Raw genomic sequence first — 26,422 nt, 5'->3', positions numbered from 1 at the left:
TAATGGATTGTTACTGAAATACGTGCCATGTGCGTATCTTTTCAGGCAAGACCTTTAATATAAATTTCAATATTTATTATTAAAGGAGGTCCCCAAATGAAAAAGGACTATGCAAAAACTGCAGACACACTGATTGCAGCACTGGGCGGAAAAGAGAATATCACCCGTCTGTTCCACTGCATGACAAGGCTTCGTTTCTATGTGAAAGACAGATCGAAGATCAACGAGAAAGAGATCTTAAAGCTTTCTGAGATCTCCGGCGTTAACTGGCATGAAGATCAGTTCCAGGTTATCGCAGGAAATGAAGTGAACGCTGTTTACAAGGCATTGGAGGACAAAGGTGTTCCTACCGATGATGCACCGGCAGCGAACTCTGACAGCTCAAAGAGTGTTGTTTCAAAAGTTATCGATGCCATCACCGGATGTATGACCCCGATGATCCCTGCCCTGACTGCAGCCGGTATGATCAAAGTTGTACTTACTCTGCTGACAACTTTTCATCTGGTATCAGAAACAAGCAGTACCTACCAGGTGATCAGTTTTATCGGAGATGTTACGTTCTACTTCATGCCGTTCCTGATCGCAGCAAATGCTGCCAAGGTTTTCCGCGTGAACCAGTCACTGGCGCTGTTTATTGCCGGTGTTTACTTAAGCCCTACCTTTGTAACTATGGTAGCCGGTGATGCAGCCATCACAATGTTTGGCCTGCCGATCACAAAAGCAACCTATTCTTATTCCGTTATTCCGGTTATCCTGATGGTATGGATCACACATTATATTGAGATTCTGGTTGATAAGATCACACCGAAAATGGTAAAACTGATCCTGAACCCGACACTGGTAATTCTGATCAGTGCACCGATCGCCCTGATCGTAGTTGGACCGATCGGAACAATTATTGGTAACGGACTTGCGGTAGCCATCAACTTCCTGTCCGTAAAACTTGGTTTCATTATTGTAGGTATCCTTGCAGCAACCTTCCCGTTCATCGTTATGACCGGTATGCACCATGCGCTGACACCGATCGGACTGAATGCCATTGCAACCGGTGGTACCGATACACTGATCTTTGTATCTCAGGTATGCTCTAACCTTGCACAGTCCGGAGCTTCTCTTGCAGTAGCTGTAAGATCCAAGGACAGCAACATGAAACAGCTGGCAAGTGCAGCCGGTGTTTCCGCTCTTATGGGTATCACAGAGCCTGCTCTGTATGGTGTTACACTGAAACTGAAAAGACCGGTTGTAGCAGCTTCCATCGCAGCCGGAATCGGTGGTATCGTAGGAGGACTTCTTCAGGTTTCTCTTTACATTGCACAGAATTGTATCATGGCGATCCCGGCGTTTATCGGTGAGAAGGGATTAAGCAATCTGCTTTATGGAATCATTATGATCGTGGTATCTTTTGTAGCTGCTTTTGTTCTTACGCTTATCTTCGGATTTGAGGATGTAAAGGCTGAGACAGAGGATGAAGTACAGAACACAGATACAGAAAAACAGCCGGCACAGCAGAACGCTCCGCTTGTAGAGAAGATCGAGCTTTGTGCACCGGTAGCAGGAACTGTAAAAGCACTTTCCGATGTTCCGGATAAAACTTTTGCTGATAAGGTTTTAGGTGACGGAGCAGCAATCGTTCCATCAGAAGGAAAGGTTTATGCACCGGCAGATGGCACGGTGGCAAATATCATGGACAGCAAACATGGAATCATGTTTGTGACAGAAAGTGGAGCAGAAATTCTGATCCACATCGGACTTGATACTGTAAATTTAAATGGTAAATATTTTAAATCCCATGTTTCTGATGGAGATAAGGTAAAAAAAGGAAAGCTTCTTGTGGAATTCGATATGGATGCCATTAAGAAAGAAGGATATGATCTGATCACACCGGTTGTTGTGACCAATATTTCTGATTATATCAAAGCAGTATGCATGGAAAAAGAAGATGCAGCTGTAAATGCAGGAGATAAATTCCTGACTATTGTATAAGAATAACAACGAAACATCAGGCGGAGATAACAGATCCGCCTGATGTTTGTAAAAAGGAGAAAACTAAAATATGAAAAATTATAACCGTATGCCGGAAAACTTTCTCTGGGGCGGAGCAACCGCTGCAAACCAGTATGAAGGCGGTTGGGATGAGGATGGCAGAGGCCCGTCCATTGCAGATATCCTGACAGGAGGAAGTGTGGATAAGGAACGTCGTCTTACACCGCCGGCACCGTTACCGGAAGAATTTTATCCCAATCACCAGGCGACTGATTTTTATCATCACTGGAAAGAGGATATTGCTCTTTTTGCAGAGATGGGATTTAAGGTATATCGTTTTTCTATTTCTTGGTCCAGAGTGTTCCCAAATGGGGATGAGGAAACTCCAAATGAGGAAGGCCTTAAGTTCTACGACAATGTGATCGACGAACTGAGAAAATATAACATTGAGCCGCTGATAACGATCTCTCATTATGAGAATCCCCTTCATCTTTCTCTGGAGTATGGCGGATGGAAAAATCGTAAGATGATCGATTTCTATCTTCGATTTGCAAAGGTTTTATTTGAGAGATATAAAGGTAAGGTAAAATACTGGCTGACTTTTAATGAGATCAATATGCTGACGCAGGACTTTGGTGCGGTATTCTGTGCAGGAATGCTGGACCCGAAGGATGTATGTGAGCAGAGCCGTTATCAGGCAATGCATCACCAGCTGGTAGCAAGTGCACTTGCAGTTTCCATGGCTCATGAGATCGATCCGGAGTTTATGCTTGGCTGTATGCTTGCTTATCACAATGGTTATCCATATACCTGCCATCCGGATGATATCTTATATGCACAGCAGTTTGGGCAGATCCACAATTCCATTGCCGGTGATGTTCATGTAAGAGGATATTATCCGGGATTTGCAGCGAGATACTTTGAGGAGCACGGAATCCAGCTGGAGGTTCTTCAGGAGGATAAAGAGATCCTCAATAAGGGTACGGTGGACTTTTTCACTATCAGCTATTATTCCAGTAGCTGTGTCAGCGTGACAAAGGACGGAGAGAAAACGGCCGGAAATGGAAGTGACAATCTGAAAAATCCATATCTGAAAGCTTCCGACTGGGGCTGGCAGATCGATGCAACTGGTCTTCGCTATGTTCTGAACCAGATCTATGACCGCTATCAGATTCCGATCATGATCGTGGAAAATGGTCTTGGGGCGGTGGATCAGCTGACAGAGGATGGAAAGATTCACGATGATTACCGTATTGAATATATGCGCCGCCATATAGAGCAGATGAAGGAAGCAATCCATGACGGAGTAGATCTGATCGGCTACACCTGCTGGGGCTGTACAGATCTTGTCAGTGCCTCCACTGGAGAATTCAAGAAGCGTTATGGGCTTATCTATGTAAATAAAAATGATGACGGGACCGGAGACTTTTCCAGAATCCGCAAAGATTCTTTTTACTGGTACAAAAAAGTGATTGAATCCTGCGGGGAAGAGCTTTAACTGAATCAACTGCGAAGCAGTTATCTGGTGTAGAATTATGTAGCGAATGCGGTTGCTTTTATCCGGTTGACGACAAAATCCTGGAGTATGACAATGTACTCCGGGATTTTTTTGGGAAGGTTGACTTTTACACGGTAAAGTGTAATACTTATTGTAAGTGACGAATGTGAGGAGTGTTTTTTATGCCGGATGAAAAAGTACTGCAGGTGGCAATACTTATATGGGGATGTGCATTTTGCGCCATAGCAGCATTATGTATATTTCTGAGCAGTAATTATAACAGGGAAAAGCGGCGGTATCTTGTCCTGATGGAGAGTTTTGCTTCCCTGTTATTGCTGATGGATGCCCTGGGGCATATTTTCAGCGGATATCCCGGAGTTCCGGGCAGTGTGATGGTCCGTATTTCGAGTTTTCTCGTATTTCTTTTAAGTGACGTAGTCCTGGTGTGTTTTCATATTTATGTGTGTGTTTATCTGTTTTCGAAAAAAGAGCGGAGAACATTAAAAAGAGTAAAAGCCGGATATGTTATTGCTGCCGTGGAGGCTGCTTTTGTGGTGCTCTCACAGTTTACTCACTGGTATTATTACATAGATGGGGATAATTATTACCATCGGGCACCGTTATATATTATGTCAATCCTTCTTCCGGCAGCAGGTATGTTCATTGACCTTACACTTCTGCTCCAATACAGAAAGAAAGTCAGCCGGAAGCTCCTGTTCTCTATGCTGTCATGCATTGTACTTCTGGCAGTGGCGGCAGCTGTGCAGGCATTCTGGTATGGAATGTCGCTGATTGAGTTTTCTGTTGGTATTTCCATGATCATTATGTTTATCGTGACGATGACGGAGCTGAATCAGGAAATGTATCAGCTGATAAGCAGAGAGGGCAAGATAAAGGAAAGACTTGAGATCGCAACGATACTGAATAAATGTATTGCGGAGCTGATATCAGGAGAAGATGAAGATGCGGCGATTTCCAATCTGCTGCGTATTATCAGCGGGTATTTTGACGGAGATCGCAGTTATATTGTTCAGATCGATGAAAAGAGGAATGTCTGTACAAATACCTATGAGTATGCCATGAACGGAGTGACTGCTGAGAAGGATAATCTTCAGGAGGTTCCCATGGAAATGCTGGATATCTGGATGGACAGCTTTCGGAAAAATGGCCTGTATTATATTCCGGATATTGAAGAGGAGCAGGGGCAGCCGTATTATGAGACTCTGAAGATGCAGGATATTACCAGGCTGCTGGCCGTTCCTTTAAACAGTGACGGAAAGATCATAGGATTTCTCGGGGTAGATAATCCGAGACTGCATTATGAGGATCATACGCTGCTGTCATCCATACAGTACTTTTTAACGGACAGCCTGAAAGCCAAGGAGCGTAAGGCGTGTCTGCAGTACATGAGCTACCGTGATATGCTGACGACCTTGTATAACAGGAACAGGTATATTCAGGTTTTGGAAGGCATGCAGGCAAAAACAGTGATAAAAACAGGAGTAGCATATATTGATATCAATGGTCTGAAACGGGTGAATGATCTTTACGGACATGAGGCCGGAGACAGGCTGATCATAAATACAGCGCGTTCTATGCTTGCGATTCTGCCGGAAAATGCTTACCGGGTAGGTGGCGATGAATTTGTACTTATCTGTTTTGACATGGATGAGAAGATTTTTCGGAGTAAGATCCGGGATATCTGTGACAGCATTGCTGCCAAAAGGATCAGTGTTTCTGTTGGCGTTGTCTGGGAGGAAAGCTCTTCGGAGCTTGAGACAATGCTGAGAAGAGCAGATGATCTTATGTATGCGGAAAAAAAGAAATATTATGAAAAGCATGGAACGATGTGAAGGTATGCAGCAGAGTGTAAGAGGAGGTCAGAAGAAAATTCTGATAATGCTGTGCCCGGTATTTTTATACCGGGCATTTCGTTTGTGCTAAAAGAAACGCCGGAATAAAAATATCGGACGAAATTTTGAAAGATTTTCTGTAACGTTTTTGAGATCAGTGCGTCTTATAAGTGAGAAGGGAGGAAAAGAAAGAACCGATGAATATTGAGGAACTTTACCGGACATATTTTGACATTGTATATCGGTATATCCGTTCTGTCTCACAGGATGGATCACTGGCTGAGGAAGTGACCCAGGAGACATTTTTTAAGGCACTGAAAAAAGCAGATCAGTTCCGTGGTGACTGTGATGTGCGGGTGTGGCTTTGCCAGATTGCAAAGAATACGTTGTACGATCATCTGAAAAAGCAGAAAAAGCAGCTTCCCGGAGAGGAGCAGCCGGAAACAGCAGAAAGCCATGGCGGAGAAATTTTTGAGGAAAAGCTGGCACAGCGGAGTCAGGCTATGGAGATCCACAAAGTGTTGCATGGCCTTTCGGAACCGTATAAAGAAGTTTTTTCCCTGCGGACATTCGGAGAGCTGAACTTCCGTGAGATCGGAATGCTTTTTGGAAAAAGTGAAAACTGGGCGCGGGTGACTTATTATCGTGCAAGAGTAAAGATCAGAGAGGAGCTGGAACATGAAGATCACATGTGATGTAATACAGGATCTGATGCCGTCTTATATAGATGGGATCTTAAGCGAAGACAGCAAGGCGCTGGTGGAAGAACATATGGGTACCTGTCAGGAATGCAGAAAAATGTTGGAGATCATGAAAGAGGAGCAGGGAAAAGAGCAGGCTCGGATAAAATCATCTGCAGCCTCCACAGCAGGATATGGAGCCGGCAGGACGGAAAATACTGAAAGTAATGCAAATGCCGGAAGCGTTGCCGCACTGAAAAAAATTCGAAAAAAACTTCTGGTACGCAGAGTTCTGACAGCAACCGTGGCAGTTATCCTGACACTCATCGTTGCGGCAGCAGGTTATAACCACTGGTATTTCAATGAAAAATACATGACTCTGGAAGACAGCGGAATGTACGTAAAAGACAACTGCCTGTATTCTTCCAATAATCTCATCAACCGAATGAAAGTACAATACACAGAAGATGGAAAAACAGAGTTTGTCTACACCATTGATGCTCCATATGCAGGAACTCTGGAACTGAAAGGTGATGACATGCTGCTTCAGGATTTTTCCAAAAAGACAGAGGAGCTATCACCGGAGGATGACAGCACCCCGGAGACGGTAAAAGAAGTTTATTATATGAGCGAGGAAGCCCAAAAGAAGAGCCTGGAATTAACAGAGCTGGAAGCAAAAGGGGATCTGGATGCAGCGGAGAAAATTGTGGATGAGATGAAGCAGGAATCGAAGCTGATCTGGGCGGAATAACAGGATAGAAAAACATCAACATCTATGTTAAAATAAACCTCAGACAGCACTGGGAAAAAGTTCCATAAAAATTCCATATTCCATGCTGTAAGTAAAAAACAGACAGTAGTGATTTCCATATTTACTGCCGAAGAACAGGGGGACACAACATGTTATTTGTATGCTATCCAAAATGCAGTACCTGCAAAAAAGCTCAGAAATGGCTGGACGAGAGTGGCGCAGAATATACGCTGCGTGATATTAAAACGGACAATCCAACAGCGGAGGAACTGAAAACCTGGTGGGAAAAAAGCGGCCTTCCGCTGAAGCGTTTTTTTAATACCAGCGGAAATATTTATAAAGAGATGAAACTGAAAGATAAACTTCCGGAGATGAGCGAAGAGGAACAGCTTGCACTTCTTGCAACAGACGGAATGCTTGTGAAACGTCCGATTCTTGTAGCAGAGGATAAAATTCTGGTCGGTGTCAAAGAAAAAGAGTGGGAAGAGTATCTGATGCCATGAAAAAGAAACTGAATTATATAGATATTATCAAAGAAACGGTGATCCTGACCGTGGCAGTGGCGATCATCGCAGCGGCGGTATATTTTTTCCTGGTACCAAGCCATACATCAGTCAGCAGTATTTCCGGTCTTGGAATCGTGCTTTCCAACTTTGTGCCGCTGCAGCTGTCGGCGATTACCATGATTCTGAATGTGGTGTTGTTGATTATTGGATTTTTTACCTGTGGAAGAGAGTTTGGAGTTAAGACGGTTTATACCAGTGTGATGCTTCCGCTGTTTCTGGGACTTTTTGAGATCATTTTTCCAAATTTCGGGTCCATGACAGACAGTCAGGAACTGGATGTTCTGTGCTATATCCTGGTGGTCAGCGTGGGTTTAAGCATTCTTTTTAACAGGAATGCTTCTTCTGGCGGACTGGATATCGTGGCGAAGATCATGAACAAATATCTTCACATGGAGCTGGGAAAAGCCATGTCTCTTTCCGGCATGTGTGTGGCACTTTCCGCAGCACTTGTCTATGATAAAAAGACAGTAGTTTTGAGTATTCTGGGAACGTATTTTAACGGGATCGTTCTGGATCATTTTATTTTTGACCATAACATCAAGCGGCGTGTCTGTATCATCACAAAGAAAGAAGAGAAACTGCGCCAGTTTATCATTCATGATCTGCACAGCGGTGCAACGATCTACGAAGCCATCGGTGCCTACAATATGGAAAAACGCCATGAGATCATCACCATCGTAGATAAAGGTGAATATCAGAAGCTGATGAAATTCATAAACCAGGAAGACCCGAAAGCGTTTATCACGGTTTATAATGTGTCGAATATGCGGTATCAGCCGAAGAAATAAAATATTTTGCTGAAATAAAAAAACTCCCGGGACAAAACGCCCGGGAATTTTTTTGCCATATTTTACAGGAAAATATATTTCAGGATAAACAGCACTGCAAGTACATACATCAGAGCGCTGATCTTCTTTTCTTTTGCCTTACCTGTGATCAGGTTGATTGCTACGTATGTGATAACTCCCATGGAGATACCTTCGGAAATGCTGTAGAAGAACGGCATTGCGATGATACATACATAACATGGGATCGCTTCGGACATGTCGCTGAAGTCAATGCTGATGACGTTGCTGAGCATGTACAGACCAACGATGATCAGTGCCGGAGCTGTGGCAAAGGACGGGATTGCCAGGAAGATCGGGGACAGGAACAGGGACAGACCGAATAAAATAGCGGTTGTCACTGCGGTAAGTCCGGTTCTTCCGCCTTCAGATACACCGGAAGCACTTTCTACGAAAGTTGTAGTTGTGGATGTACCAAGAACAGCACCGGCAGTTGTGGCAACTGCATCTGCAAGAAGAGCGCCCTTGATATTCGGGAGCTTGCCTTCTTCGTCTAGCATGCCGGCTTTGGAAGATACACCAACAAGAGTTCCAAGAGTATCAAAAAGATCTACAAATAAAAACGCAAACAGGATAACAAGGAAATCCAGTGAGAAAACTCCGTCAAACTGCAGTTTTGCAAAGATCGGAGAAAGACTCGGGATGGAAAGTCCGTTGCTGAAATCCGGAAGCAGGTTGTAGAAACCAATCTCCGGATTCGGAACATAAAGTCCGGCGAACTGACAGATAATTCCAAGTCCCCATGTGATCAGGATACCCCAGAGGATATTTCCCTTTACATTCTTAACAACAAGGATTCCTGTTACGATGATACCGATCAGAGCCAGGATAACTGTGATTCCAACGTTGTTGAAGGAAGCCTCCACGCCCTTGGCTGCGTTATATCCGTCAACGGAAAAAAGCTGCAGCAGTGTGGAACCGCCGATTACGATGTTGGCGTTCTGTAATCCGACAAATGCGATGAAAAGACCGATACCAACGCTGACTGCGGATTTCAGATTCAGAGGGATCGCATTGAAGATCGCTTCACGTACATTGGTAAGTGAGAGAATGATAAATACGATACCTTCTGCAAAAACTGCAGTCAGTGCATACTGCCAGCTGTATCCCATGCCGATAACAACAGTGTAGGCAAAGTATGCGTTCAGTCCCATTCCTGGTGCCAGTGCGAACGGGTAGTTGGCGAAGATCGCCATCAGCAGCGTTCCAAGGAAGGCTGCCAGTGCGGTAGCTGTGAATACAGCTCCGGAATCCATGCCGGTCGCAGACAGGATGTTCGGGTTAACTGCCAGGATATACGCCATTGTCATGAAGGTGGTGATACCTGCCAGAACCTCTGTTTTGGCGTCCGTTTTGTTTGCGGACAGCTTGAAAAGTTTTTCTAACATATTCCTTTCCCTTTCTTAAAATATGTTTTAGACAACATGTCCATTTTATCATATATAAATTTTGTGTGCAATTGTTAGTGCTCACAGATAGCGCTCTGTGAGGGGATTTTTGGCAAAATACTTTTACAAACTGATGATTTGTGTGTAAAATACAGGAAAGAGAATGATGGATTTATCCTGCGATGAAAGGAGTGTGTCGAATGTCTGCAAAAAAGCTGAGGACCATTACCAGTGTGATCTGTTTCCTGATGATCTTTGCATATGTCATATATCTGCAGGCTGTCTGGAGCAGCCTTCCGGAGAGAGTACCGATCCATTTTGACCTCCATGGGGTACCGAACCGGTATGGAAAGAGGGGCTTTTTATTTTTTGAACCGATCCTGGCACTTCTGATCCTGGGACTTATGATGTTCTGTGAAAACATTCCACAGGACTGGTGCAATTTTCCGGTGGAAGTAACAGAGGAAAATAAAGAACAGCTGTACGAGATCGGAATAAAAATAATGTCCATGTTGAAGCTTACAGGGGTTGCGGTCTGTCTGTATGCCGGAATAAGCGGGAATTTAAGCCCGGCCCCCATGTGGCCGGTATGGATCCTCATCGGCGGATGCTTTGGAATCGTGATCTGGGGAATCCGGGCAATGAAAAAAGCCGGTAAGGATCAGTGAGTGGATGATCAAAAAGGAATGATAAAAAATAAGAGAGGAATGACAGGCATATATGGCAGATACAAGAACAGATGAGCTTTACAGAGCGCTTCAGGATAAAGGCTATCCCGATGAGTTATGCCGGGAGATCGCCTATAAACATATGAATACTGATTACACAGCCACCCGGATGCTGGGATATTTATACCGGGTGACAAGTCCAAGAGTGGATGATGTGATCGATGAAATGCTGGCGATCTTAAGCGACCGGGAGGCAATCATCCAGAAGAAAGAGCTGGAACATGCCCAGGCTACGATCAACAGTGTGTACAGGGATGGGCTGTAAGACAGAGTTGAAGGGATTTTTACTGGCTGTTATTGTTGATAAATATGGATAAATATGATAAAGTTACTGTAACAGTCAGGACACAGTCAGGCAGATGTTTTCCGGATCATAACAGGGAGATAATTGTCATATTTTTCGCTGTATCTGACAGAAGTACGGAAAAGAAATGGGAGGAACAACGTATGCGAAATTTAAAAAAAGCATTATGCGGTATTATGACAGGAATGATGATCATTACCGCAGCACCGGCAGCAATCCCGGGAACAGGATTTGTAACAGAGGTACAGGCGGCAACCATCGGAACACCGAAGATGGTATCCGTTAAAGCTGTAGGAAAGAGCACCGTAGCTGTGAAATGGAGTGCTGTAAAAGGCGCGGCAGGTTACCGTGTTATGAGAAAGACAAACAGCGGTAGATGGGTAAACCTGAAAGATATTGCAGGAGCCAGCAAGGTTTCCTATTCCGATACGAAGGTCAGCGTAGGAAATAAATATACTTACACAGTAAGAGCTTACACAAAGAACAAGAAGACCATGAGCAGCTACAACAAAACAGGTCTTTCCGCTGTTGCCGGAATCAGCACACTGAAGCTGAGCAAGAGCACATTATCTGTTTTTGCAGGTTCTTCTTACACACTGAAGGTTACAGGAGCTAAGATTTCTCCTAAGTGGAGTTCCAGCAATACCAAGGTTGCTACAGTCAGCAGCACAGGTAAAGTTAGCGGAAAGAAAGTGGGAACAGCTAAGATCACAGCCAAACTTGGCGGACGTACCTTCACCTGCACAGTTAAGGTAAAAGAGAAACCGGTTTATGAGGCAAGTGCCACAGTTAAGAATAATTATGCGAAGCTGATCAATGCGGTTAAGAGTAATGGTGGTAAGCTTACTTATGTTTCTGGTACCAGCAGTTCAAAATTTACCACAACGATTACTTATTCCAGCTCAGATTCTAAACTTCATATCAGTCATATAAATAATATTGCTAAAGTAAATATTTACATAACAGGAACAAAAATCGATCAGATAAAGGTTTATTGTGAGGAATTTAATAATAAATATGTTTCAACATTAGATGCAACAACCTGGAATGGTTCTAATCTGAAATTTTATAATACCAGAACCAATAAACCAGGAAGCGATGACAGACAGAGTATGGCGAATACATTCACAAGTATTACATTTGATGCAGTAAATAAAATTTTACAGTCAAACGTAAATCTTACTCTGAAAAGCCTTGGTTTTACAAGATATAACGGTTAAAAAAGCCGGATATTATTTGCGTTTAAAGACATAACAAACCGAAAATCCCGAAACTGCAACAGCATTTCTGATATAAACAACAGATCAGAAACAGCAGCAGTTCCGGGACTTTTTATTGGAATTGGAAATACACGCGAGATTTTCTGAAAATACTTGACCTAAAGTCAACTTCATACTTTATACTATAGATACGGATATCGGCGGCTGGAGATTTTCTGCCGCTGATATTATGTTATAACGTGTAAAATACCGGGCGACGGAGAAATTTTTTATCCGGAAAATGTAAGATCAAAAAAGGAGGATACAACAATGCTGGATGGAGCAAAAAAACATTTTGTTTTTGGTTACATGAGACTTCCAATGAATGGTGATGAAGTGGATATCGAGCAGACCAAACAGATGGTAGATTATTTTCTGGAGAATGGGTTTAACTACTTTGATACTGCTCATGGTTATCTTGAGGGAAAAAGTGAGAAAGCTATTAAGACATGCCTCGCTGACAGACATAAAAGAGATGAGTTTATTCTTACCAATAAACTGACAAATTTCTATTTCAAGAAAGAGGAAGATATCCGTCCGCTTTTTGAGCAGCAGCTGGAAGCCTGTGGAGTAGAGTATTTTGATTATTATCTGATGCATGCACAGAGTGCGGAGATCTTTAAATACTTTAAAGAGCGCCATGCATACGAGACTGCTTTTGCACTGAAAGAAGAAGGAAAAATAAAACATGTGGGAATTTCCTTCCACGACAGAGCAGAAGTTCTGGATGCGATCCTTACCGAGTATCCGCAGATCGAAGTGGTTCAGATCCAGTTTAACTATCTGGATTATGAGGACCCGGCAGTACAGAGTAAAAAATGCTACTAAGTCTGTCGTAAGCACAACAAGCCGGTGCTTGTTATGGAGCCTGTAAAAGGCGGAAGCCTTGTAAACCTTCCTGAGGAGGCAAAAAAAGTTCTTGAGGATCTTCACGGCGGAAGTCCTGCAAGCTATGCCATCCGTTTTGCGGCCGGATTCGAGGGAATTGAGATGGTTCTTTCCGGTATGAGTACCCTGGAGCAGATGAAGGATAACTTAAGCTTCATGAAAGACTTCAAACCGCTGACAGAGGAAGAGCATGCAGCAGTAAAGAAAGTCTGCGATATCATCCACAGCAAAAACCTGATTCCATGTACAGCCTGCAGATACTGCATCGACGGCTGCCCGAAACACATCTCCATCCCGGATCTCTTTGCCTGCATGAACACCAAACAGATCTATCATGACTGGAATGCAGATTATTACTACAACAACGTGCATACCGTAGACCACGGAAAAGCATCCGACTGTGTGGAGTGTGGAAAATGCGAGAAGGCATGTCCGCAGCATCTGAAGATCCGCGAACTTCTGAAAGAGGTTGCCAAGGGGTTCGAAAAGAAATAAAAGCGAAGCGTAATGCGAACGACCATCTGAAAAATTGAAAAAATCGTTCATAATAAAATCCCTCTGGAAAATGTCCGCCAAAAGACATTCCCAGGGGGATTTTTGACTCTTAATACAACGAGATCACCGACTGCCGGTCCACGATCTCAACATCCAGGGCTGACTGGCAGGAGGAGCTGACAGAGCCGGTGCGGATCTTTTCCAGGAGAAGACTGGTGGCAAGTAGTGCCTTCCGGGGGATGTTCTGTGAGACGGAGGTCAGCTTGGGAAGGGTGTACTGGCACAGTGCCAGGTTATCATATCCGATCACAGAGAGATCCACAGGAATGCGGTAACCGCCCAGGCGTGCACCCTCCATAATTCCGATGGCACAGATATCCGCTGTAGTTACCGCTGCGGTAACTGGAGAGCTGTTGGATGCGATCTCACGGCCGGCCTGGATACCGCCCTCATAGGAAGGAGAGTACTCATAAACGTAATCCGGGTTAAAAGTAATATGGTTCTCCTCCAGCGCCCGTTTATAGCCATTGAAACGGTTGGCAAGAACGTGGCTGATTTTGTAATCGGCCACAAAGGCAATGGCGGAATGACCGTGATTGATCATATATTTTGTGGAAAGATACATGCCTTTTTCATCATTGGAGGTAATATTGATGAGATTGGGATGCTCCAGCTCGCAGTCAAAGGTGGCGATGGGGCAGGTGGCGGAATCCATCAGCTTTGCCATGTATTCGCCGGCGGCAGGATAAAGAATGATGATTCCGTCTACATTCCAGTTCTTCAGAAGGGAAATGATATCCGCATTTTTTGATACAGAGCGGATCATGGTGAAATATTCATTCTTCTGCAGTTCTTTTTCGATAGCACCGATCATGGTGCTGACATAAGGATTCTCAAAATAGTTGGTTCCCAGGAGCACATCTTTTTCATCGAGGGAAATGATGATGCCGATGATATGGGATTTTTTATTGGATAAGCTCCGGGCATTCAGGTTGGGAACATATCCGTATTCTTCTATGATCGCATTGACCTTGTCTCTGGTTTTCTGGGAAACGCGGCTGGTTTTGCCGTTGATCACATTGGAGACGGTCATCATACTGACACCGGCCAGGTCTGCGATATCTTTTAATGTCATACTACACACCTCTGTTCTTCCATAGCAGTTTCCGGGAAGGAAACTGCTGTCATACATATATATATAAAATTCTAACACATTTCTCAGGTAAAAATAAAAATACAATGAAAAATCCAGAATTTATGTATCCTCTTATTACAGGTTTACAAGGTTTAAACACGAAATATAAATGTTCGAAAAAACGGTTTATAAACTATATATATTATAGTCCGACATAGTGAAAAAATCAATGTATGATTGCGGGAAAATAAAAAAACACAGCCTTGAAATATGAAAAATGCACAAAAATCACACATAAATACTAGAAAAATCGACGAAATAATAAAATTATATTGACGAATCTCTATGCGCGTGATAGATTGACAATAGATTTATCGTTAAACTAAAAGGAACGGAAAACGTAGTCAAAAAACGGAATCTTCAGTATTGCGATCTTCCAGTTCCTTTGGACATGGGAGGATTTCCTGTGGCCATACCTGGTAATTACAAACAAAGACAAACAGCTTCTTGCCGTTGGTCTTAAGATGTTTAACGGACAGTATTCCACAGATTATGGTGCACTGTTTGCGGCAACTGCCATTTCCATCATCCCGGTACTTCTGATCTATCTGTTCTTCCAGAAACAGTTTATCGCCGGAATCGCAGCATCTGCTGTAAAGGGCTGATGGCATACAGATAATAAACGGAGGGACATAAATGCAGGATATATATAAAGTAGAAACACATCCTCTGGCATTAAGCGAAAATATGATCACAGGGGATAAATACAGGATTACGTTTCTTACAGAGGGACTGATCCGTCTGGAGTATGATGAGGAGGGCGTATTTGAGGACCGCCCCACGCAGATGGTGTTTTTCAGGGATTTTCCGAAAGCGGACTATCGTGTAGTGCGTACAGAGGATGGAATCGAGGTTCATACGAAAAGAATCCACCTTATTTATAATGAGAAGGAATTTACCAGCTGGGGCTTAAGCATTCAGGTAAAAGGAAACTTAAGCGCTTACCACAGCATCTGGCACTACGGAGAAGAGATCCATGATCTGAAGGGAACTGCCAGAACGCTGGATATGGTGGACGGAGCAACAGAGCTGGAGCATGGTATTCTTTCCAGGTTCGGATATTCTCTGGTGGACGACAGCAGATCGCAGGTGCTTCTGCCGGACGGCTGGATCGAGCCAAGAAGAAAGGGCATCAAGGATCTGTACTTCTTCGGATACGGACATGACTACAAAGAAGCGCTTCATGATTTTTACAGACTTTGCGGAAAAACACCGATGCTTCCAAGGTTTGCTCTCGGAAACTGGTGGAGCAGATATTATAAATATTCTGAGGAAAGCTACAATGAGCTGATGGATAAATTTCAGGAAAAAAATATCCCATTTACGGTTGCAGTCATTGATATGGACTGGCATGTGACCGATGTTGATCCGAAATACGGAAGCGGCTGGACCGGATATACCTGGAATAAAGAGCTCTTCCCGGACCCGAAGCGTTTCCTGGATGGTTTACATAAAAGAGGAATGCGTACCACATTAAATGTACATCCTGCAGACGGTGTACAGGGCTGGGAAGAAATGTATGAGGACATGGCAAAGGCCATGGGTGTGGATTATGAAAATGAGGACCCGGTAGTATGCGATCCGGCAAGTCCGAAATTTATGGAAGCCTATTTCAAATATCTTCATCATCCGAGAGAGGAAGAAGGTGTGGATTTCTGGTGGATCGACTGGCAGCAGGGAAGCAACTGCAAGATCGAAGGGCTTGATCCTCTGTGGATCTTCAACCACTTCCATTTCCTGGACAGCGCCAGAAACGGAAAACGTCCTATGACTTTTTCCAGATATGCAGGTCCCGGAAGCCACAGATATCCGGTAGGTTTTTCCGGAGATACCCATATCACCTGGGATTCCCTTGACTTTCAGCCCTACTTTACATCTACCGCTTCCAACATCGGTTACGGCTGGTGGAGCCATGATATCGGCGGACATATGCTTGGCTATAAAAACGACGAGATGACTGCACGCTGGACACAGTACGGGATCTTTTCCCCGATCATGCGTCTCCACAGCTCATGCAGTGACTTCAACGGAAAAGAGCCGTGGCGTTTCAAAAAGGAAACAGAGGTTGTCATGGAGGAGGCTCTCCGTGAGCGTCACAGAATGATGCCGTATCTTTACACCATGAACTACAGAAGCTATCAGGAAGACCTTCCACTGGTGGAGCCGATGTACTATGAATATCCGGAAGCACCGGAGGCATATGAGGTAAAAAATCAGTACTTCTTCGGTGACCAGCTGATGGTGGCAGCAGTGACAACACCACGGGTAAAAGATCTCAACGTAGCGAAGACAGCAGTATGGCTGCCGGATGGGGTGTGGTATGATCTTTATACAGGTCTGCGCTATGAGGGCGGAAGAATGGTGGATATGTACCGTACTCTGGACAGTATTCCGGTTCTTGCAAAAGCAGGCGGCATTCTTGTGATGACCGATGAGATCCGTGGAACAGAGGCGGAAAAGAATCCGGAAAGCCTGAAGATCAAGGTATTCCCGGGAGCTGACGGAAACTTCAGACTGTATGAGGATGACAACGAAACCTGTGCTTACGAAAATGGTGCCTGTGTATTTACGGAAATGGATTATAAGGAAAAGGATCAGGCAGTGTTTACCATTCATCCTGCACAGGGAAAAACAGAGCTGATCCCGGCAAAGAGAGCTTATACCGTGGAGTTCTGTAATTTTGCGAAAACAGGCACAGATACTGTGAAGGTTCTGGTTAACGGAGCAGAGACTGAGGCTGCTGTAAAATATGAGGAGAAGCTTCAGAAGATCTGTGTGGAAGTGGCAGCAGACACAGCGGCAGAGGTGCAGATCATTCTCGCTGGCGAAGTGGCAGATAATCGGACAAAAGAGCGTGTCTTCGATTTCCTGAACCAGGCAGAGATCGGTTTTGTACTGAAGGACAGATTATATCAGCTGATCATAGCCGGAAAGAATCTGCCGGTTCTTTTATCTGAGCTTCAGTCCATGGAGCTGGACAAGGATCTTTACGGAGCACTGATGGAGATACTGACTGCGTAAAACATGAATAAAATCGCGTTTCCAAACCATACTATCATTATTATCAAAAGAAAGGATGATCATAATGATATTAAAGGAAAAAGAACGCACAGTGATCCAGGATCTTCAGACACAGGAAAAAAGCTGCATTGAAAAATACGGAAAATACGCACAGCAGGCCAGGGATCCGGAGCTTAAAAGCTTATTTCAGATTCTTCAGAAAAAAGAGCAGGAGCATTACGATTCCCTGAGCCAGGTGCTTTCCGGTACAGTTCCCCAGGTAAACTGCAACGACAGTGACGGCCGTGATTACCAGCCAAAGGCTGCTTACACATCGGTGATGTCCTCAGAGGATAAGGAACACGATGCTTTTCTTGCAACAGACTGTATCGGAACAGAAAAGCTGATTTCCGGAGAATACAACTCGGAGGTTTTTGCTTTTGAAGACAGTGGTGTGCGGAAGCTTCTGGCTGATATCCAAGTGGAAGAGCAGAACCATGCGGAGATGCTTTACAAATATAAGACTGCGAACGGAATGTTCTGAGTTACTGCTCTGATATATAAAAAAGAGGGAGGATTTCAGTGATGGAATTCTTCCTTTTTTTGTTATATAATCAGGAGAGCAGCAGGGAGAAATACTTTCCTGCAAAGAGAGGAGAAATAAACATGAAGGGAACCAGCTGTGAATTCTGCGCAAATTATACTTACGATGAAGAATGCGACGAATATTACTGCGATATTAATCTGGATGAAGACGAGTACTATCGTTTTGTGAGCAGCGACTATAAGGAATGTCCGTATTACCGTTCCGGGGATGAGTATAAAGTAGTACGCCATCAGATGTGACAGCGACAGGTATTTGGCGGGATATTTTTGCAATGTGCGTCTGTACATAACACTTGTCTTTGTGAGAGAGGCCTTGCGAAACTGATGCACATCAGCCCGCTGATCGGACTTATATATCTGAAAGTTTAAAAAATAATTAAGGAAGCTTATATCTGGAGGAGTACAAAATGTCAACATCTATGGTAAAGGGAAATCCGCTGAAGCTGATGGTGCAGTTTGCGCTGCCGCTTCTTCTGGGAAACCTTTTGCAGCAGACTTATAATATTATTGATGCAGCTATCGTGGGACAGATCCTGGGAGCCAAGGCACTGGCAAGTGTTGGTGCCACCAGCAGCGTGCAGTTTCTGGTTCTGGGTTTCTGCATAGGAATCTGTGCCGGTTTCGGAGTACCCGTGGCAAAATATTTCGGCGCAGAGAAGAAGGATACCATGCGGAATTACATATTTAACGGCGCAGTGCTTACAGCAGGAGCAGCAGTTGTGCTTACATCTGCGTGCGTGATCCTTTGCAATCAGATCCTGCATATTCTTTCTGTGCCGGAAGATATTTATGTCAATGCGTATCGGTATATCCTGATTATCTTTCTGGGAATCCCGTTTTCACTGCTGTATAATTATCTGTCCAGTATTCTGAGATCTGTGGGTGACAGCAGGACACCGTTTATCTTTCTGGCGTTTGCAGCAGTGCTGAATATTTTTTTGGATCTGTTCTGCATTGTTGTGCTGAAATGGGGATGCGCGGGTGCTGCCATTGCGACCATCACGGCACAGGCCATCAGTGGTATCTGCTGTCTGATTGTGATCTCACGGAAAATGGAACTGATGTGGCTTGGAAAAGACGACCGCCACATGAGAAAAGAAGCAGCACAGGAACTTCTTCTTATGGGAATTCCCACAGGATTGCAGTATTCTATTACTGCTATCGGAAGTATGGTAATGCAGTCTGCAAACAACGGACTGGGAAGTGTGTATGTATCTGCGTTTACAGCAGCTATGAGGATCAAGCAGTTTGCCATGTGCCCGTTTGATGCGGTCTCAACGGCAGCATCTGTGTTCTGCAGTCAGAATCTTGGTGCAAAACAGCCGGACAGGATCCGAAAAGGACTTCGCCAGGCAGTTACTATTGGAGTGGCGTACGGTGCTTTGATAGGACTGGTACTGATCTTTGGCGGTCGGACACTGACACGGATCTTTGTAAACAAAAGCGCGGTGGATGTGTTGGATGCCTCTGCAAAATATCTGAGATACCTGGGATTCTTCTTCTGGAGTCTTGGTATTCTCAATGTAAATCGTATGGTGACACAGGGACTTGGCTATTCCGGAAGAGCAGTATTTTCCGGTGTAACTGAGATGATCGCGCGTGTGATCGTAAGTGTTGGGTTCGTTGGAACTTATGGATTTACAGCGATCTGCTGTGCAGACCAGGCAGCGTGGATCTCCGCAAGCTGCTATATTCTGCCAACATGTCTGATGTGCGTACGCAGGGCAACAGAAAAAATGAAGTAAGATAACATATTTCATGCAGAACTGCCAGATGGAAACTGGCAGCTGCCTGAAGAATTTTACAGATAAGTGAGAAATGCAGATTTTCCGGAAACGCTATAAGAAGTTTTCTGTGGAAAATCTGCATTTTTGTGTTGAAATATGTGAAAAAAATCTGCAGTCTGTAACAGAACTGTATGCATAATTGCATAATACAGAGGAAGATGCCGCCCGGATTTGTAAAAATTGGTGTGTTTACATTTGAAAAAAATATCTTTATAATAAAAATATTGGTCTGACAGGTGGAGCCTTTATACCATCCAGACGATGATAATGCTACAGGATTTTGTCTGAGGACAAAGTTTCGGGTAAGCGCCTGACAGACTTATAATAGATTTTTTGACTTGACGGAGGATGTGACAGATTGGATATCATAAAGAAATTCGGGGATATGGTGGGAGAGAGCTCCATCAGGGACCCGGAAAAAGCACGAAAACTTCTTCTCACTGGCTACCGGCTTCAGGAAAAACGTCTGCAGCTTTTTCCTGACAGGAAGCTTCCGGCTTCGGGACAGTATGTAGCCCGTGTAGTCATGCAGAATATTATCAAAGCCCTTGCAAAACCGGACGATACCGCTCTTGTGAGCATTTTTGTACCGGGAGAGCTTCTGACAGCAGCAGGGATCACTCCGTATTCCGTGGAGGCAATGTCCTGCTTCATCGCCGGAACCAGATGCGAGCAGGCATTTCTGGCACAGACGGAATCAGAGGGATTTCCGGAAACCATGTGCTCCTATCACCGGATTTTTCTGGGAGCGTCCATGACAGGGCTGGTGCCGAAGCCGAAATGCACCATTTATACAAATCTTGCCTGTGACGGAAACATGATGACCTTTCCTTATCTGAAACAGAAATATCAGATCCCGGGATTTTATATTGATGTACCTTATGAAAAAAATCAGGATTCCATCAGCTACGTAGCAGATCAGCTTCGTGAGATGAAGAAATTCCTGGAAGATGTTACTGGCAAAAAAATCTCAGAACAGTCTGTACAGCGGGCAGTGGCCAACAGCAACGAAGCGGCATCTTATTACAGCCGTCAGCTTGCTCTCAGGAAAGACCACGATCCGGTAACTTCCCTGACAAATGAGCTGTACGCCATCTTTATGTGCCATCTTCTTGCAGGTTCCCAGGAATCCCTGAAATACACAAAGATGCTTCTCGAAGATGTGAAAAAGGCGCCAAAAGGGGAAGGCCTTCATATTCTCTGGATGCATATGATGCCGTTTTTGCAGGAGCCGGTAAAGGATGTGTTTAATTACAGCCAGAACGTGCACATCAGCGCCTGTGATTTTGTTGCGGATGGCTTTCAGCGGATGCAGCCTGCAGATCCTTATGAGGCCCTTGCGGAAAAAATGGTCAACTGCATTTACAATGGAAGTGTAAAACAGAGAATCCAGCGTGCCCAGGAGCTGGCCAGTCTTACAGAGGCAGACGGAGGGATCCTTTTTGCACACTGGGGATGCAAGGGAACCATCGGAGCTTCCAGCCTGATCAAAAATTCTCTGGAAAACGCAGGGCTTCCAACCATGGTCCTGGACGGCGACGGCTGCAATCCGGCCAATTCCAGTGACGGCCAGGTGTCCACACGACTTCAGGCATACCTTGAAATGCTGGAAAAAAGCAGGGAGGAAAAACGATCATGATACATTACGTCTGTAAATATACACCGCTGGAACTGTTTAAAGGTTTTGGCGAGGAATGTGCGGTTCTGGAGGAAATGCCGGAGAACTTTGAACTTTCCGACCAGATCGCCCATGCCAATCTCTGCGGTTTTGGAAAATCCGTGATTCAGGCAGTGTTGGAGGGAAAAGTGGAGCAGCTGGTTCTTGTAAACTGCTGTGATTCCATGCGCCGTGTGTACGATATTGTGGAAAGTACTGGCAAATGTAAATTTTTGTACATGCTGGATATGCCTCATGAGGATAACGACTGCGAGAAAGTGAAGCTGGCCAAAGGAATTCACCGCCTTAAGAAAGCTTACGAGAAATTTTCGGGGAAAACTTTCGACAGAAGTGGATTTCTGAACGCTTTTTCCCATGAGGATGTGGATAACCAGCCATACATCGGTGTGCTGGGCGTCCGCGTCAGTGGTGTCCTGGAAAAAATGATCCGGGATAACATCCGCATGGATGTGGAAAACCTGACCTGTACAGGTGGAAGACGTCTGGCTGTGATCCGTGAGGAACTGGAAAAAATGGATGATGATGCCATGTTTTTGGCTTATGCAGACGCGCTTCTTTCCCAGATGCCGTGTTTCCGTATGAACAACAGTACCAGAAGGAACCGGCTGTATCTGGACCCGAATCTGAAGGGAATCATCTATCATACGATCAAGTTCTGCGACTATTACGGATTTGAGTATGCAAGTATCAAGCGGGATATCAAGGTTCCCCTTCTGAAGATCGAGACGGACTTTACCAGCCAGAGTGCAGGTCAGCTTCTCACCAGAGTGCAGGCTTTTGCGGAAACGCTGGAGGGCTCGGAGGATATGGACCCATCAAAAGGAATCAGCGAGGAGATAAGGAAAAAAATGGAATCAGGAGTTTATTATGTGGCAGGGATCGACAGCGGTTCCACAAGTACGGACGTTGTGATCCTGGATAAAGACGGAAAGATCAAATCTACCATGATCATCCCCACAGGCGGCGGTGCTATGATGAGTGCGGAGAAGAGCCTGGAGATGGCAGTGGAAAAAGCGGGCATTAAAAAAGAGGATATCGTGCGTATCGTTACCACCGGATACGGACGTGCATACATTGACAGCGGCGATGACAGCATCACAGAGATCACCTGCCACGCGAAAGGCGCCCATTATCTGAATCCAAACGTGCGTACTGTCATTGATATCGGCGGCCAGGATATCAAGGCAATCAGCATTGATGAGAACGGTGCAGTAAAAAATTTCCTGATGAATGATAAATGTGCGGCAGGAACCGGACGTTTCCTGGAAATGATGGCCCGTACCCTTGGGCTTTCCCTGGAGGAGATGAGCACCCGCGGACTGGAATGGAAAGAGAACGTGGTGATCTCAAGCATGTGTACCGTGTTTGCAGAGTCCGAGGTGGTTTCCCTGGTTGCCCAGAATAAGGATGTGGCAGATATTATCCACGGTCTGAACGTGTCTGTTGCCTCCAAAGTAGGCGCACTTGCGGCCCGCCTTGGCAAAAAGAATCCGGGAGAATATATGATGACCGGTGGTGTTGCCAAGAATAAAGGCATTATCCAGGCACTGGAAGAGAAGCTGGGAGCGAAGCTTTATATCTGCGACGAGGCACAGCTTTGCGGTGCGCTGGGAGCGGCACTGTTTGCTTATGAAAAATGTAATGCGGCACTGTAGAGAGAAAATAGAAAATTTTTTGAAAAATCCGGGCGTTTCCTGAGAAAGGCAATGACATAAGCCGGAAGGAATGATAAAATGATAGACAGAGCGGCAGTTTTCTGAATGTACAGAAGAATGAGAAGGTCTGTTCTGCTGTGGATAGGTATCTTTGGGGTGGATACTGTCAGGTGAAAAATGCCGGAAGAGTGAATGACTATAACAAAATTCTATCATAGGAGGGTTTTTACAATGAAAAAAGCACAGATCATCGTGGACAAATATTTCCTCACCGGAAAAACAGACAAAAGGATCTTCGGCTCCTTTATTGAACATCTTGGACGTGCGGTTTATGAGGGCATTTATCAGGAAGGCAGTCCTATTTCTGACGAGCAGGGATTCCGTAAGGATACTCTGGAACTGGTAAGAGAACTTCAGGTACCCATCGTCCGTTATCCGGGCGGAAATTTTGTATCCGGATTCCGCTGGGAAGACAGTGTCGGACCAAAAGATCAGCGTCCGTCCAGACCGGAGCTTGCCTGGGGTGTGATCGAGACAAACCAGTTTGGTCTGAATGAATTTGTGGACTGGTCCAGAAAAGCAGGCAGCGATGTGATGATGGCAGTAAACCTGGGAACAAGAGGCCCGGAAGATGCGAAGAATCTTCTGGAATACTGTAACTTCAAGGGTGGTACTTATTACAGTGATCTCCGTAAATCTCATGGTTATGAACAGCCTCACGATATCAAATTATGGTGTCTCGGAAACGAGATGGATGGCCCGTGGCAGATGGGACATAAGACTGCGGCAGAGTACGGAAGAGTTGCGGCAGAGACAGCCCGCCTGATGAAATTTATGGACCCGGAGGTTGAGACAGTTGCTTGCGGAAGCTCCAATCTGGAGATGCCGACTTTTGGTTCCTGGGAGTATACGGTTCTTGACGAGGCTTACGATCAGGTGGATTATCTTTCTCTGCATCAGTACTATGGAAATCAGGCGGGTGACACTGCGGATTTCCTTGCATGCTCCAAAGGCATGGATGATTTTATCTCCGGTGTGGTTTCCATCTGTGATGCTGTAAAAGCAAAGAAACATGGCAAAAAACAGATCAACCTTTCCTTTGACGAGTGGAACGTATGGTACCACAGCAACGAGCAGGACAAAAAACTGGAGAAATGGGTGCAGGCACCTCATCAGCTGGAGGATGTTTACAACTTTGAGGATGCACTTCTTGTGGGAAGTATGCTGATCACACTTCTCCGTCACGCAGACCGTGTAAAGATCGCCTGCATGGCACAGTTGGTCAATGTTATCGCGCCGATTATGACTTCCGACACCGGTGCATGGCGCCAGACTATCTTTTATCCATATATGCTGACCAGTGTGTTTGGAAGAGGAACCGTCCTCAATACGCAGGTTCTCACACCGGTATACGAGAGCAGAACCTATGGTGAAGCGCCGTATCTGGATTCCGTGTGTGTCTGGGATGAGGAAAAAGATGCTCTGACTATTTTTGCAGTGAACAAGAGCCTGGATGAGGACATGGAAGTTTCCTGTGATTTAAGGCAGTTTGAGGGATATAAGATCGTAGAGCATATCGTGCTGAACAATGATGACCTTCAGGCGGTGAATACAGAGGCACAGCCGGAGAATGTAGTTCCTGTAAAAGCCGGCGCAGAGTGCTCGAAACTGGAAGGCGGAAAGCTGGAGGCAGTGTTTGCAAAACACAGCTGGAATATGATCCGTCTTGCGAAATAGGTGTAAGTGAGGGAATTGGTTACAGAAAATGTAAATTATGTGGCATTATGGGAGGGCTTTTTATGTACACACCTGCAAAAGAACGTTATGAGACCATGGAGTATAACCGCTGCGGAGAAAGCGGCCTGATGCTTCCGAAGGTATCTCTTGGATTATGGCATAATTTCGGAGATACTTCTGATTATGAAAATATGAAACAGCTGTGTTTTACAGCTTTTGACAATGGCATCACACAGTTTGACCTTGCCAATAATTACGGACCTGCCTACGGAAGTGCAGAGAGGAATTTCGGCAAGATCCTGAAAGAAGAACTGATGCCGTATCGTGATGAACTGATCATCACAACCAAGGCCGGCTATGATATGTGGGAGGGCCCTTACGGAAACTGGGGCAGCCGTAAATATCTTCTGGCGAGCCTTGACCAGAGCCTGAAACGCATGGGACTGGAATATGTGGATATTTTTTACCATCACAGAATGGACCCTGAGACTCCTCTGGAGGAGACTATGGGCGCGCTTGCAACAGCGGTTCAGCAGGGTAAGGCCCTCTATGTAGGACTTTCCAATTACGATGGAAAAACTTTAAGCCAGGCAGCAGCGATCCTGAAAGATCTGAAATGCCCGTTTGTGATTAATCAGAACCGGTATTCCATTTTTGACAGAACTGTGGAAGAGAACGGCCTGAAGAGAACCACCGGCATCCTGAAAAAAGGCCTCATCACCTTCAGCCCTCTTGCACAGGGACAGCTGACAGACCGCTACCTGAACGGAATCCCGGAGGACAGCCGTATCCGCAAAGACGGAAGATTCCTGAAAGAAAGCGCACTGACACCAGAACGTCTGGACCAGATCCGAAGACTGAACGATCTGGCAGTACAGCGAGGTGAGAAACTTGCAGATATGGCACTTGGCTGGCTGCTCAATCATGAGGAAGTCACCGGTGTGCTCATCGGCGCTTCCAAGCCACAGCAGATTCTGGATAATGTGAAAGCGATCCACTGTGCACCGTTTACAGAGGAAGAGCTGCGTCTGATCGATGAGATCTCAAAGTAAGATTCCTGAATATTGGTTTGACAAAAACATCCGGTACATAGTTGATGTTTCATGATTCGTTGACAATGGAATAAGGGTGTGCTATATTGAGGAACAGAAAAGAAAAGAGCCAGCGGGAGCTTGTGTGACAGGCTGAGAGGAAGATAGATCTTCGACCGTACCTGATTTGGGTAATGCCAACGGAGGGATTGTGATATGAGAGCGTGTCTCCGTGGCGTTTGCCGGGGGATGCGCTCTTTTTGTGAGCTTCTGCGAAAGAGCGGGCAGGAAGGGGAGCGCCTTAATGTCTGGCAGGAGGGTGATGTTCCGGAGATTTTTCCGGAAGGATCATGTAAGCGATGGGAATCCGTGTTTTCGGAGTGAGAGGAAGTAAGGGAACTTCGACCGCCAAAATCTAAAGGCAGACTGCAGCAGCCGGAAAATTTTTTGCCCGGGATCCGCTGCTTGTGATCTGCTTTGTATTTCAGGGAGGAA

General features: G+C 45.1%; 22 protein-coding genes, 1 pseudogene and 1 riboswitch. Of the genes and pseudogenes, 21 read left to right on the top strand and 2 right to left on the bottom strand.

Annotation, left to right across the window (positions count from 1 at the left end):
• The first annotated feature begins 96 nt into the window (after positions 1 to 96).
• From AC04Q6_RS06685 to AC04Q6_RS06655, 7 genes are all read left to right on the top strand, one after another.
• Positions 97 to 1,983, top strand: coding sequence for a beta-glucoside-specific PTS transporter subunit IIABC (locus AC04Q6_RS06685; RefSeq protein ID WP_119248313.1), 1,887 nt, complete (start codon positions 97 to 99; stop codon positions 1,981 to 1,983).
• 70 nt (positions 1,984 to 2,053) lie between these two features.
• Positions 2,054 to 3,481 carry a glycoside hydrolase family 1 protein gene (locus AC04Q6_RS06680; RefSeq protein ID WP_118070854.1) on the top strand — a complete coding sequence of 476 codons (1,428 nt, stop codon included), beginning with the start codon at positions 2,054 to 2,056 and terminating at the stop codon, positions 3,479 to 3,481.
• 182 nt (positions 3,482 to 3,663) lie between these two features.
• Positions 3,664 to 5,334 (top strand): sensor domain-containing diguanylate cyclase, encoded by a 1,671-nt coding sequence (locus tag AC04Q6_RS06675; protein ID WP_118070855.1) that lies wholly within the window; start codon positions 3,664 to 3,666, stop codon positions 5,332 to 5,334.
• A gap of 197 nt (positions 5,335 to 5,531) precedes the next feature.
• Entirely contained in the window at positions 5,532 to 6,029 is a 498-nt protein-coding gene (locus AC04Q6_RS06670; RefSeq protein WP_118070856.1) for an RNA polymerase sigma factor, read from the top strand.
• Positions 6,013 to 6,765, top strand: coding sequence for a zf-HC2 domain-containing protein (locus AC04Q6_RS06665; RefSeq protein ID WP_119248312.1), 753 nt, complete (start codon positions 6,013 to 6,015; stop codon positions 6,763 to 6,765). Before AC04Q6_RS06670 ends, AC04Q6_RS06665 begins: the two co-directional genes overlap by 17 nt.
• 149 nt (positions 6,766 to 6,914) lie before the next feature.
• Positions 6,915 to 7,268 carry an arsenate reductase family protein gene (locus AC04Q6_RS06660; protein WP_119248311.1) on the top strand — a complete coding sequence of 118 codons (354 nt, stop codon included), beginning with the start codon at positions 6,915 to 6,917 and terminating at the stop codon, positions 7,266 to 7,268.
• The gene (locus tag AC04Q6_RS06655; RefSeq protein WP_119248310.1) at positions 7,265 to 8,119 is read left to right on the top strand and encodes a YitT family protein; all 855 of its coding nucleotides are present in this window, start codon (positions 7,265 to 7,267) and stop codon (positions 8,117 to 8,119) included. The genes AC04Q6_RS06660 and AC04Q6_RS06655 overlap by 4 nt, the downstream gene beginning before the upstream one ends.
• Positions 8,120 to 8,181: 62 nt before the next feature.
• Here the strand turns inward: AC04Q6_RS06655 and AC04Q6_RS06650 are convergent, their stop codons facing one another.
• Positions 8,182 to 9,564, bottom strand: a complete 1,383-nt coding sequence (locus AC04Q6_RS06650) for an NCS2 family permease (RefSeq protein ID WP_118070863.1) — start codon at positions 9,562 to 9,564, stop codon at positions 8,182 to 8,184.
• Positions 9,565 to 9,764: 200 nt separating this feature from the next.
• On the opposite strand from AC04Q6_RS06650, the gene AC04Q6_RS06645 reads away from it, so the two are divergent.
• From AC04Q6_RS06645 to AC04Q6_RS06625, 5 genes and pseudogenes are all read left to right on the top strand, one after another.
• Complete coding sequence (locus tag AC04Q6_RS06645) at positions 9,765 to 10,232, top strand: DUF1648 domain-containing protein (RefSeq protein ID WP_476389593.1); 468 nt, start codon at positions 9,765 to 9,767, stop codon at positions 10,230 to 10,232.
• Between the two features lie 52 nt (positions 10,233 to 10,284).
• Entirely contained in the window at positions 10,285 to 10,557 is a 273-nt protein-coding gene (locus AC04Q6_RS06640; protein WP_118070865.1) for a hypothetical protein, read from the top strand.
• A 182-nt stretch (positions 10,558 to 10,739) separates the two neighbouring features.
• Positions 10,740 to 11,816, top strand: a complete 1,077-nt coding sequence (locus AC04Q6_RS06635; protein ID WP_178087481.1) for an Ig-like domain-containing protein — start codon at positions 10,740 to 10,742, stop codon at positions 11,814 to 11,816.
• A 309-nt stretch (positions 11,817 to 12,125) separates the two neighbouring features.
• Positions 12,126 to 12,941: pseudogene (locus AC04Q6_RS06630) on the top strand (aldo/keto reductase); the annotation flags it as partial.
• Positions 12,918 to 13,238: a 4Fe-4S dicluster domain-containing protein gene (locus AC04Q6_RS06625; RefSeq protein ID WP_476389660.1), complete on the top strand. Its 321-nt coding sequence runs from the start codon at positions 12,918 to 12,920 to the stop codon at positions 13,236 to 13,238. The pseudogene AC04Q6_RS06630 and the gene AC04Q6_RS06625, both read left to right, overlap by 24 nt.
• A gap of 109 nt (positions 13,239 to 13,347) precedes the next feature.
• Here the strand turns inward: AC04Q6_RS06625 and AC04Q6_RS06620 are convergent, their stop codons facing one another.
• Complete coding sequence (locus AC04Q6_RS06620) at positions 13,348 to 14,373, bottom strand: LacI family DNA-binding transcriptional regulator (RefSeq protein WP_119248317.1); 1,026 nt, start codon at positions 14,371 to 14,373, stop codon at positions 13,348 to 13,350.
• A gap of 524 nt (positions 14,374 to 14,897) precedes the next feature.
• On the opposite strand from AC04Q6_RS06620, the gene AC04Q6_RS06615 reads away from it, so the two are divergent.
• From AC04Q6_RS06615 to AC04Q6_RS06575, 9 genes are all read left to right on the top strand, one after another.
• Complete coding sequence (locus tag AC04Q6_RS06615; RefSeq protein WP_243004392.1) at positions 14,898 to 15,038, top strand: hypothetical protein; 141 nt, start codon at positions 14,898 to 14,900, stop codon at positions 15,036 to 15,038.
• Positions 15,039 to 15,069: 31 nt separating this feature from the next.
• Entirely contained in the window at positions 15,070 to 17,454 is a 2,385-nt protein-coding gene (locus AC04Q6_RS06610; RefSeq protein WP_119248367.1) for a glycoside hydrolase family 31 protein, read from the top strand.
• A 64-nt stretch (positions 17,455 to 17,518) separates the two neighbouring features.
• On the top strand, positions 17,519 to 17,977 hold the full coding sequence (locus AC04Q6_RS06605) for a ferritin-like domain-containing protein (protein WP_119248368.1): 459 nt from the start codon (positions 17,519 to 17,521) through the stop codon (positions 17,975 to 17,977).
• A gap of 122 nt (positions 17,978 to 18,099) precedes the next feature.
• Complete coding sequence (locus tag AC04Q6_RS06600; protein ID WP_118061889.1) at positions 18,100 to 18,279, top strand: DUF6472 family protein; 180 nt, start codon at positions 18,100 to 18,102, stop codon at positions 18,277 to 18,279.
• Positions 18,280 to 18,446: 167 nt separating this feature from the next.
• Entirely contained in the window at positions 18,447 to 19,784 is a 1,338-nt protein-coding gene (locus AC04Q6_RS06595) for an MATE family efflux transporter (protein WP_291543421.1), read from the top strand.
• Positions 19,785 to 20,184: 400 nt separating this feature from the next.
• A complete protein-coding gene (locus AC04Q6_RS06590) occupies positions 20,185 to 21,465 on the top strand; it encodes a 2-hydroxyacyl-CoA dehydratase subunit D (RefSeq protein WP_118070869.1) in 1,281 nt (426 codons plus the stop codon).
• The gene (locus tag AC04Q6_RS06585; protein ID WP_118061732.1) at positions 21,462 to 23,159 is read left to right on the top strand and encodes an acyl-CoA dehydratase activase; all 1,698 of its coding nucleotides are present in this window, start codon (positions 21,462 to 21,464) and stop codon (positions 23,157 to 23,159) included. Before AC04Q6_RS06590 ends, AC04Q6_RS06585 begins: the two co-directional genes overlap by 4 nt.
• Positions 23,160 to 23,390: 231 nt before the next feature.
• Positions 23,391 to 24,896 (top strand): arabinosylfuranosidase ArfA, encoded by a 1,506-nt coding sequence (arfA, locus tag AC04Q6_RS06580; RefSeq protein WP_118061733.1) that lies wholly within the window; start codon positions 23,391 to 23,393, stop codon positions 24,894 to 24,896.
• A gap of 62 nt (positions 24,897 to 24,958) precedes the next feature.
• The gene (locus tag AC04Q6_RS06575; protein WP_118061734.1) at positions 24,959 to 25,948 is read left to right on the top strand and encodes an aldo/keto reductase; all 990 of its coding nucleotides are present in this window, start codon (positions 24,959 to 24,961) and stop codon (positions 25,946 to 25,948) included.
• Positions 25,949 to 26,050: 102 nt separating this feature from the next.
• Positions 26,051 to 26,153: riboswitch (TPP riboswitch) on the top strand.
• The last annotated feature ends 269 nt before the right edge of the window (positions 26,154 to 26,422 follow it).

The organism is Blautia sp. HA9023 (assembly GCF_056504095.1).
Note: the sequence above shows the minus strand (reverse complement) of the source record. Positions and strands in the feature narration are given on the sequence as shown.

Bases quoted from the DNA above. Each gene is read 5' to 3' on its own strand.
- AC04Q6_RS06685 (WP_119248313.1), top strand. From the start codon at position 97: ATGAAAAAGGACTATGCAAAAACTGCAGACACACTGATTGCAGCACTG.
- AC04Q6_RS06680 (WP_118070854.1), top strand. From the start codon at position 2,054: ATGAAAAATTATAACCGTATGCCGGAAAACTTTCTCTGGGGCGGAGCA.
- AC04Q6_RS06675 (WP_118070855.1), top strand. From the start codon at position 3,664: ATGCCGGATGAAAAAGTACTGCAGGTGGCAATACTTATATGGGGATGT.
- AC04Q6_RS06670 (WP_118070856.1), top strand. From the start codon at position 5,532: ATGAATATTGAGGAACTTTACCGGACATATTTTGACATTGTATATCGG.
- AC04Q6_RS06665 (WP_119248312.1), top strand. From the start codon at position 6,013: ATGAAGATCACATGTGATGTAATACAGGATCTGATGCCGTCTTATATA.
- AC04Q6_RS06660 (WP_119248311.1), top strand. From the start codon at position 6,915: ATGTTATTTGTATGCTATCCAAAATGCAGTACCTGCAAAAAAGCTCAG.
- AC04Q6_RS06655 (WP_119248310.1), top strand. From the start codon at position 7,265: ATGAAAAAGAAACTGAATTATATAGATATTATCAAAGAAACGGTGATC.
- AC04Q6_RS06650 (WP_118070863.1), bottom strand. From the start codon at position 9,564: ATGTTAGAAAAACTTTTCAAGCTGTCCGCAAACAAAACGGACGCCAAA.
- AC04Q6_RS06645 (WP_476389593.1), top strand. From the start codon at position 9,765: ATGTCTGCAAAAAAGCTGAGGACCATTACCAGTGTGATCTGTTTCCTG.
- AC04Q6_RS06640 (WP_118070865.1), top strand. From the start codon at position 10,285: ATGGCAGATACAAGAACAGATGAGCTTTACAGAGCGCTTCAGGATAAA.
- AC04Q6_RS06635 (WP_178087481.1), top strand. From the start codon at position 10,740: ATGCGAAATTTAAAAAAAGCATTATGCGGTATTATGACAGGAATGATG.
- AC04Q6_RS06620 (WP_119248317.1), bottom strand. From the start codon at position 14,373: ATGACATTAAAAGATATCGCAGACCTGGCCGGTGTCAGTATGATGACC.
- AC04Q6_RS06615 (WP_243004392.1), top strand. From the start codon at position 14,898: ATGTTTAACGGACAGTATTCCACAGATTATGGTGCACTGTTTGCGGCA.
- AC04Q6_RS06610 (WP_119248367.1), top strand. From the start codon at position 15,070: ATGCAGGATATATATAAAGTAGAAACACATCCTCTGGCATTAAGCGAA.
- AC04Q6_RS06605 (WP_119248368.1), top strand. From the start codon at position 17,519: ATGATATTAAAGGAAAAAGAACGCACAGTGATCCAGGATCTTCAGACA.
- AC04Q6_RS06600 (WP_118061889.1), top strand. From the start codon at position 18,100: ATGAAGGGAACCAGCTGTGAATTCTGCGCAAATTATACTTACGATGAA.
- AC04Q6_RS06595 (WP_291543421.1), top strand. From the start codon at position 18,447: ATGTCAACATCTATGGTAAAGGGAAATCCGCTGAAGCTGATGGTGCAG.
- AC04Q6_RS06585 (WP_118061732.1), top strand. From the start codon at position 21,462: ATGATACATTACGTCTGTAAATATACACCGCTGGAACTGTTTAAAGGT.
- arfA (WP_118061733.1), top strand. From the start codon at position 23,391: ATGAAAAAAGCACAGATCATCGTGGACAAATATTTCCTCACCGGAAAA.
- AC04Q6_RS06575 (WP_118061734.1), top strand. From the start codon at position 24,959: ATGTACACACCTGCAAAAGAACGTTATGAGACCATGGAGTATAACCGC.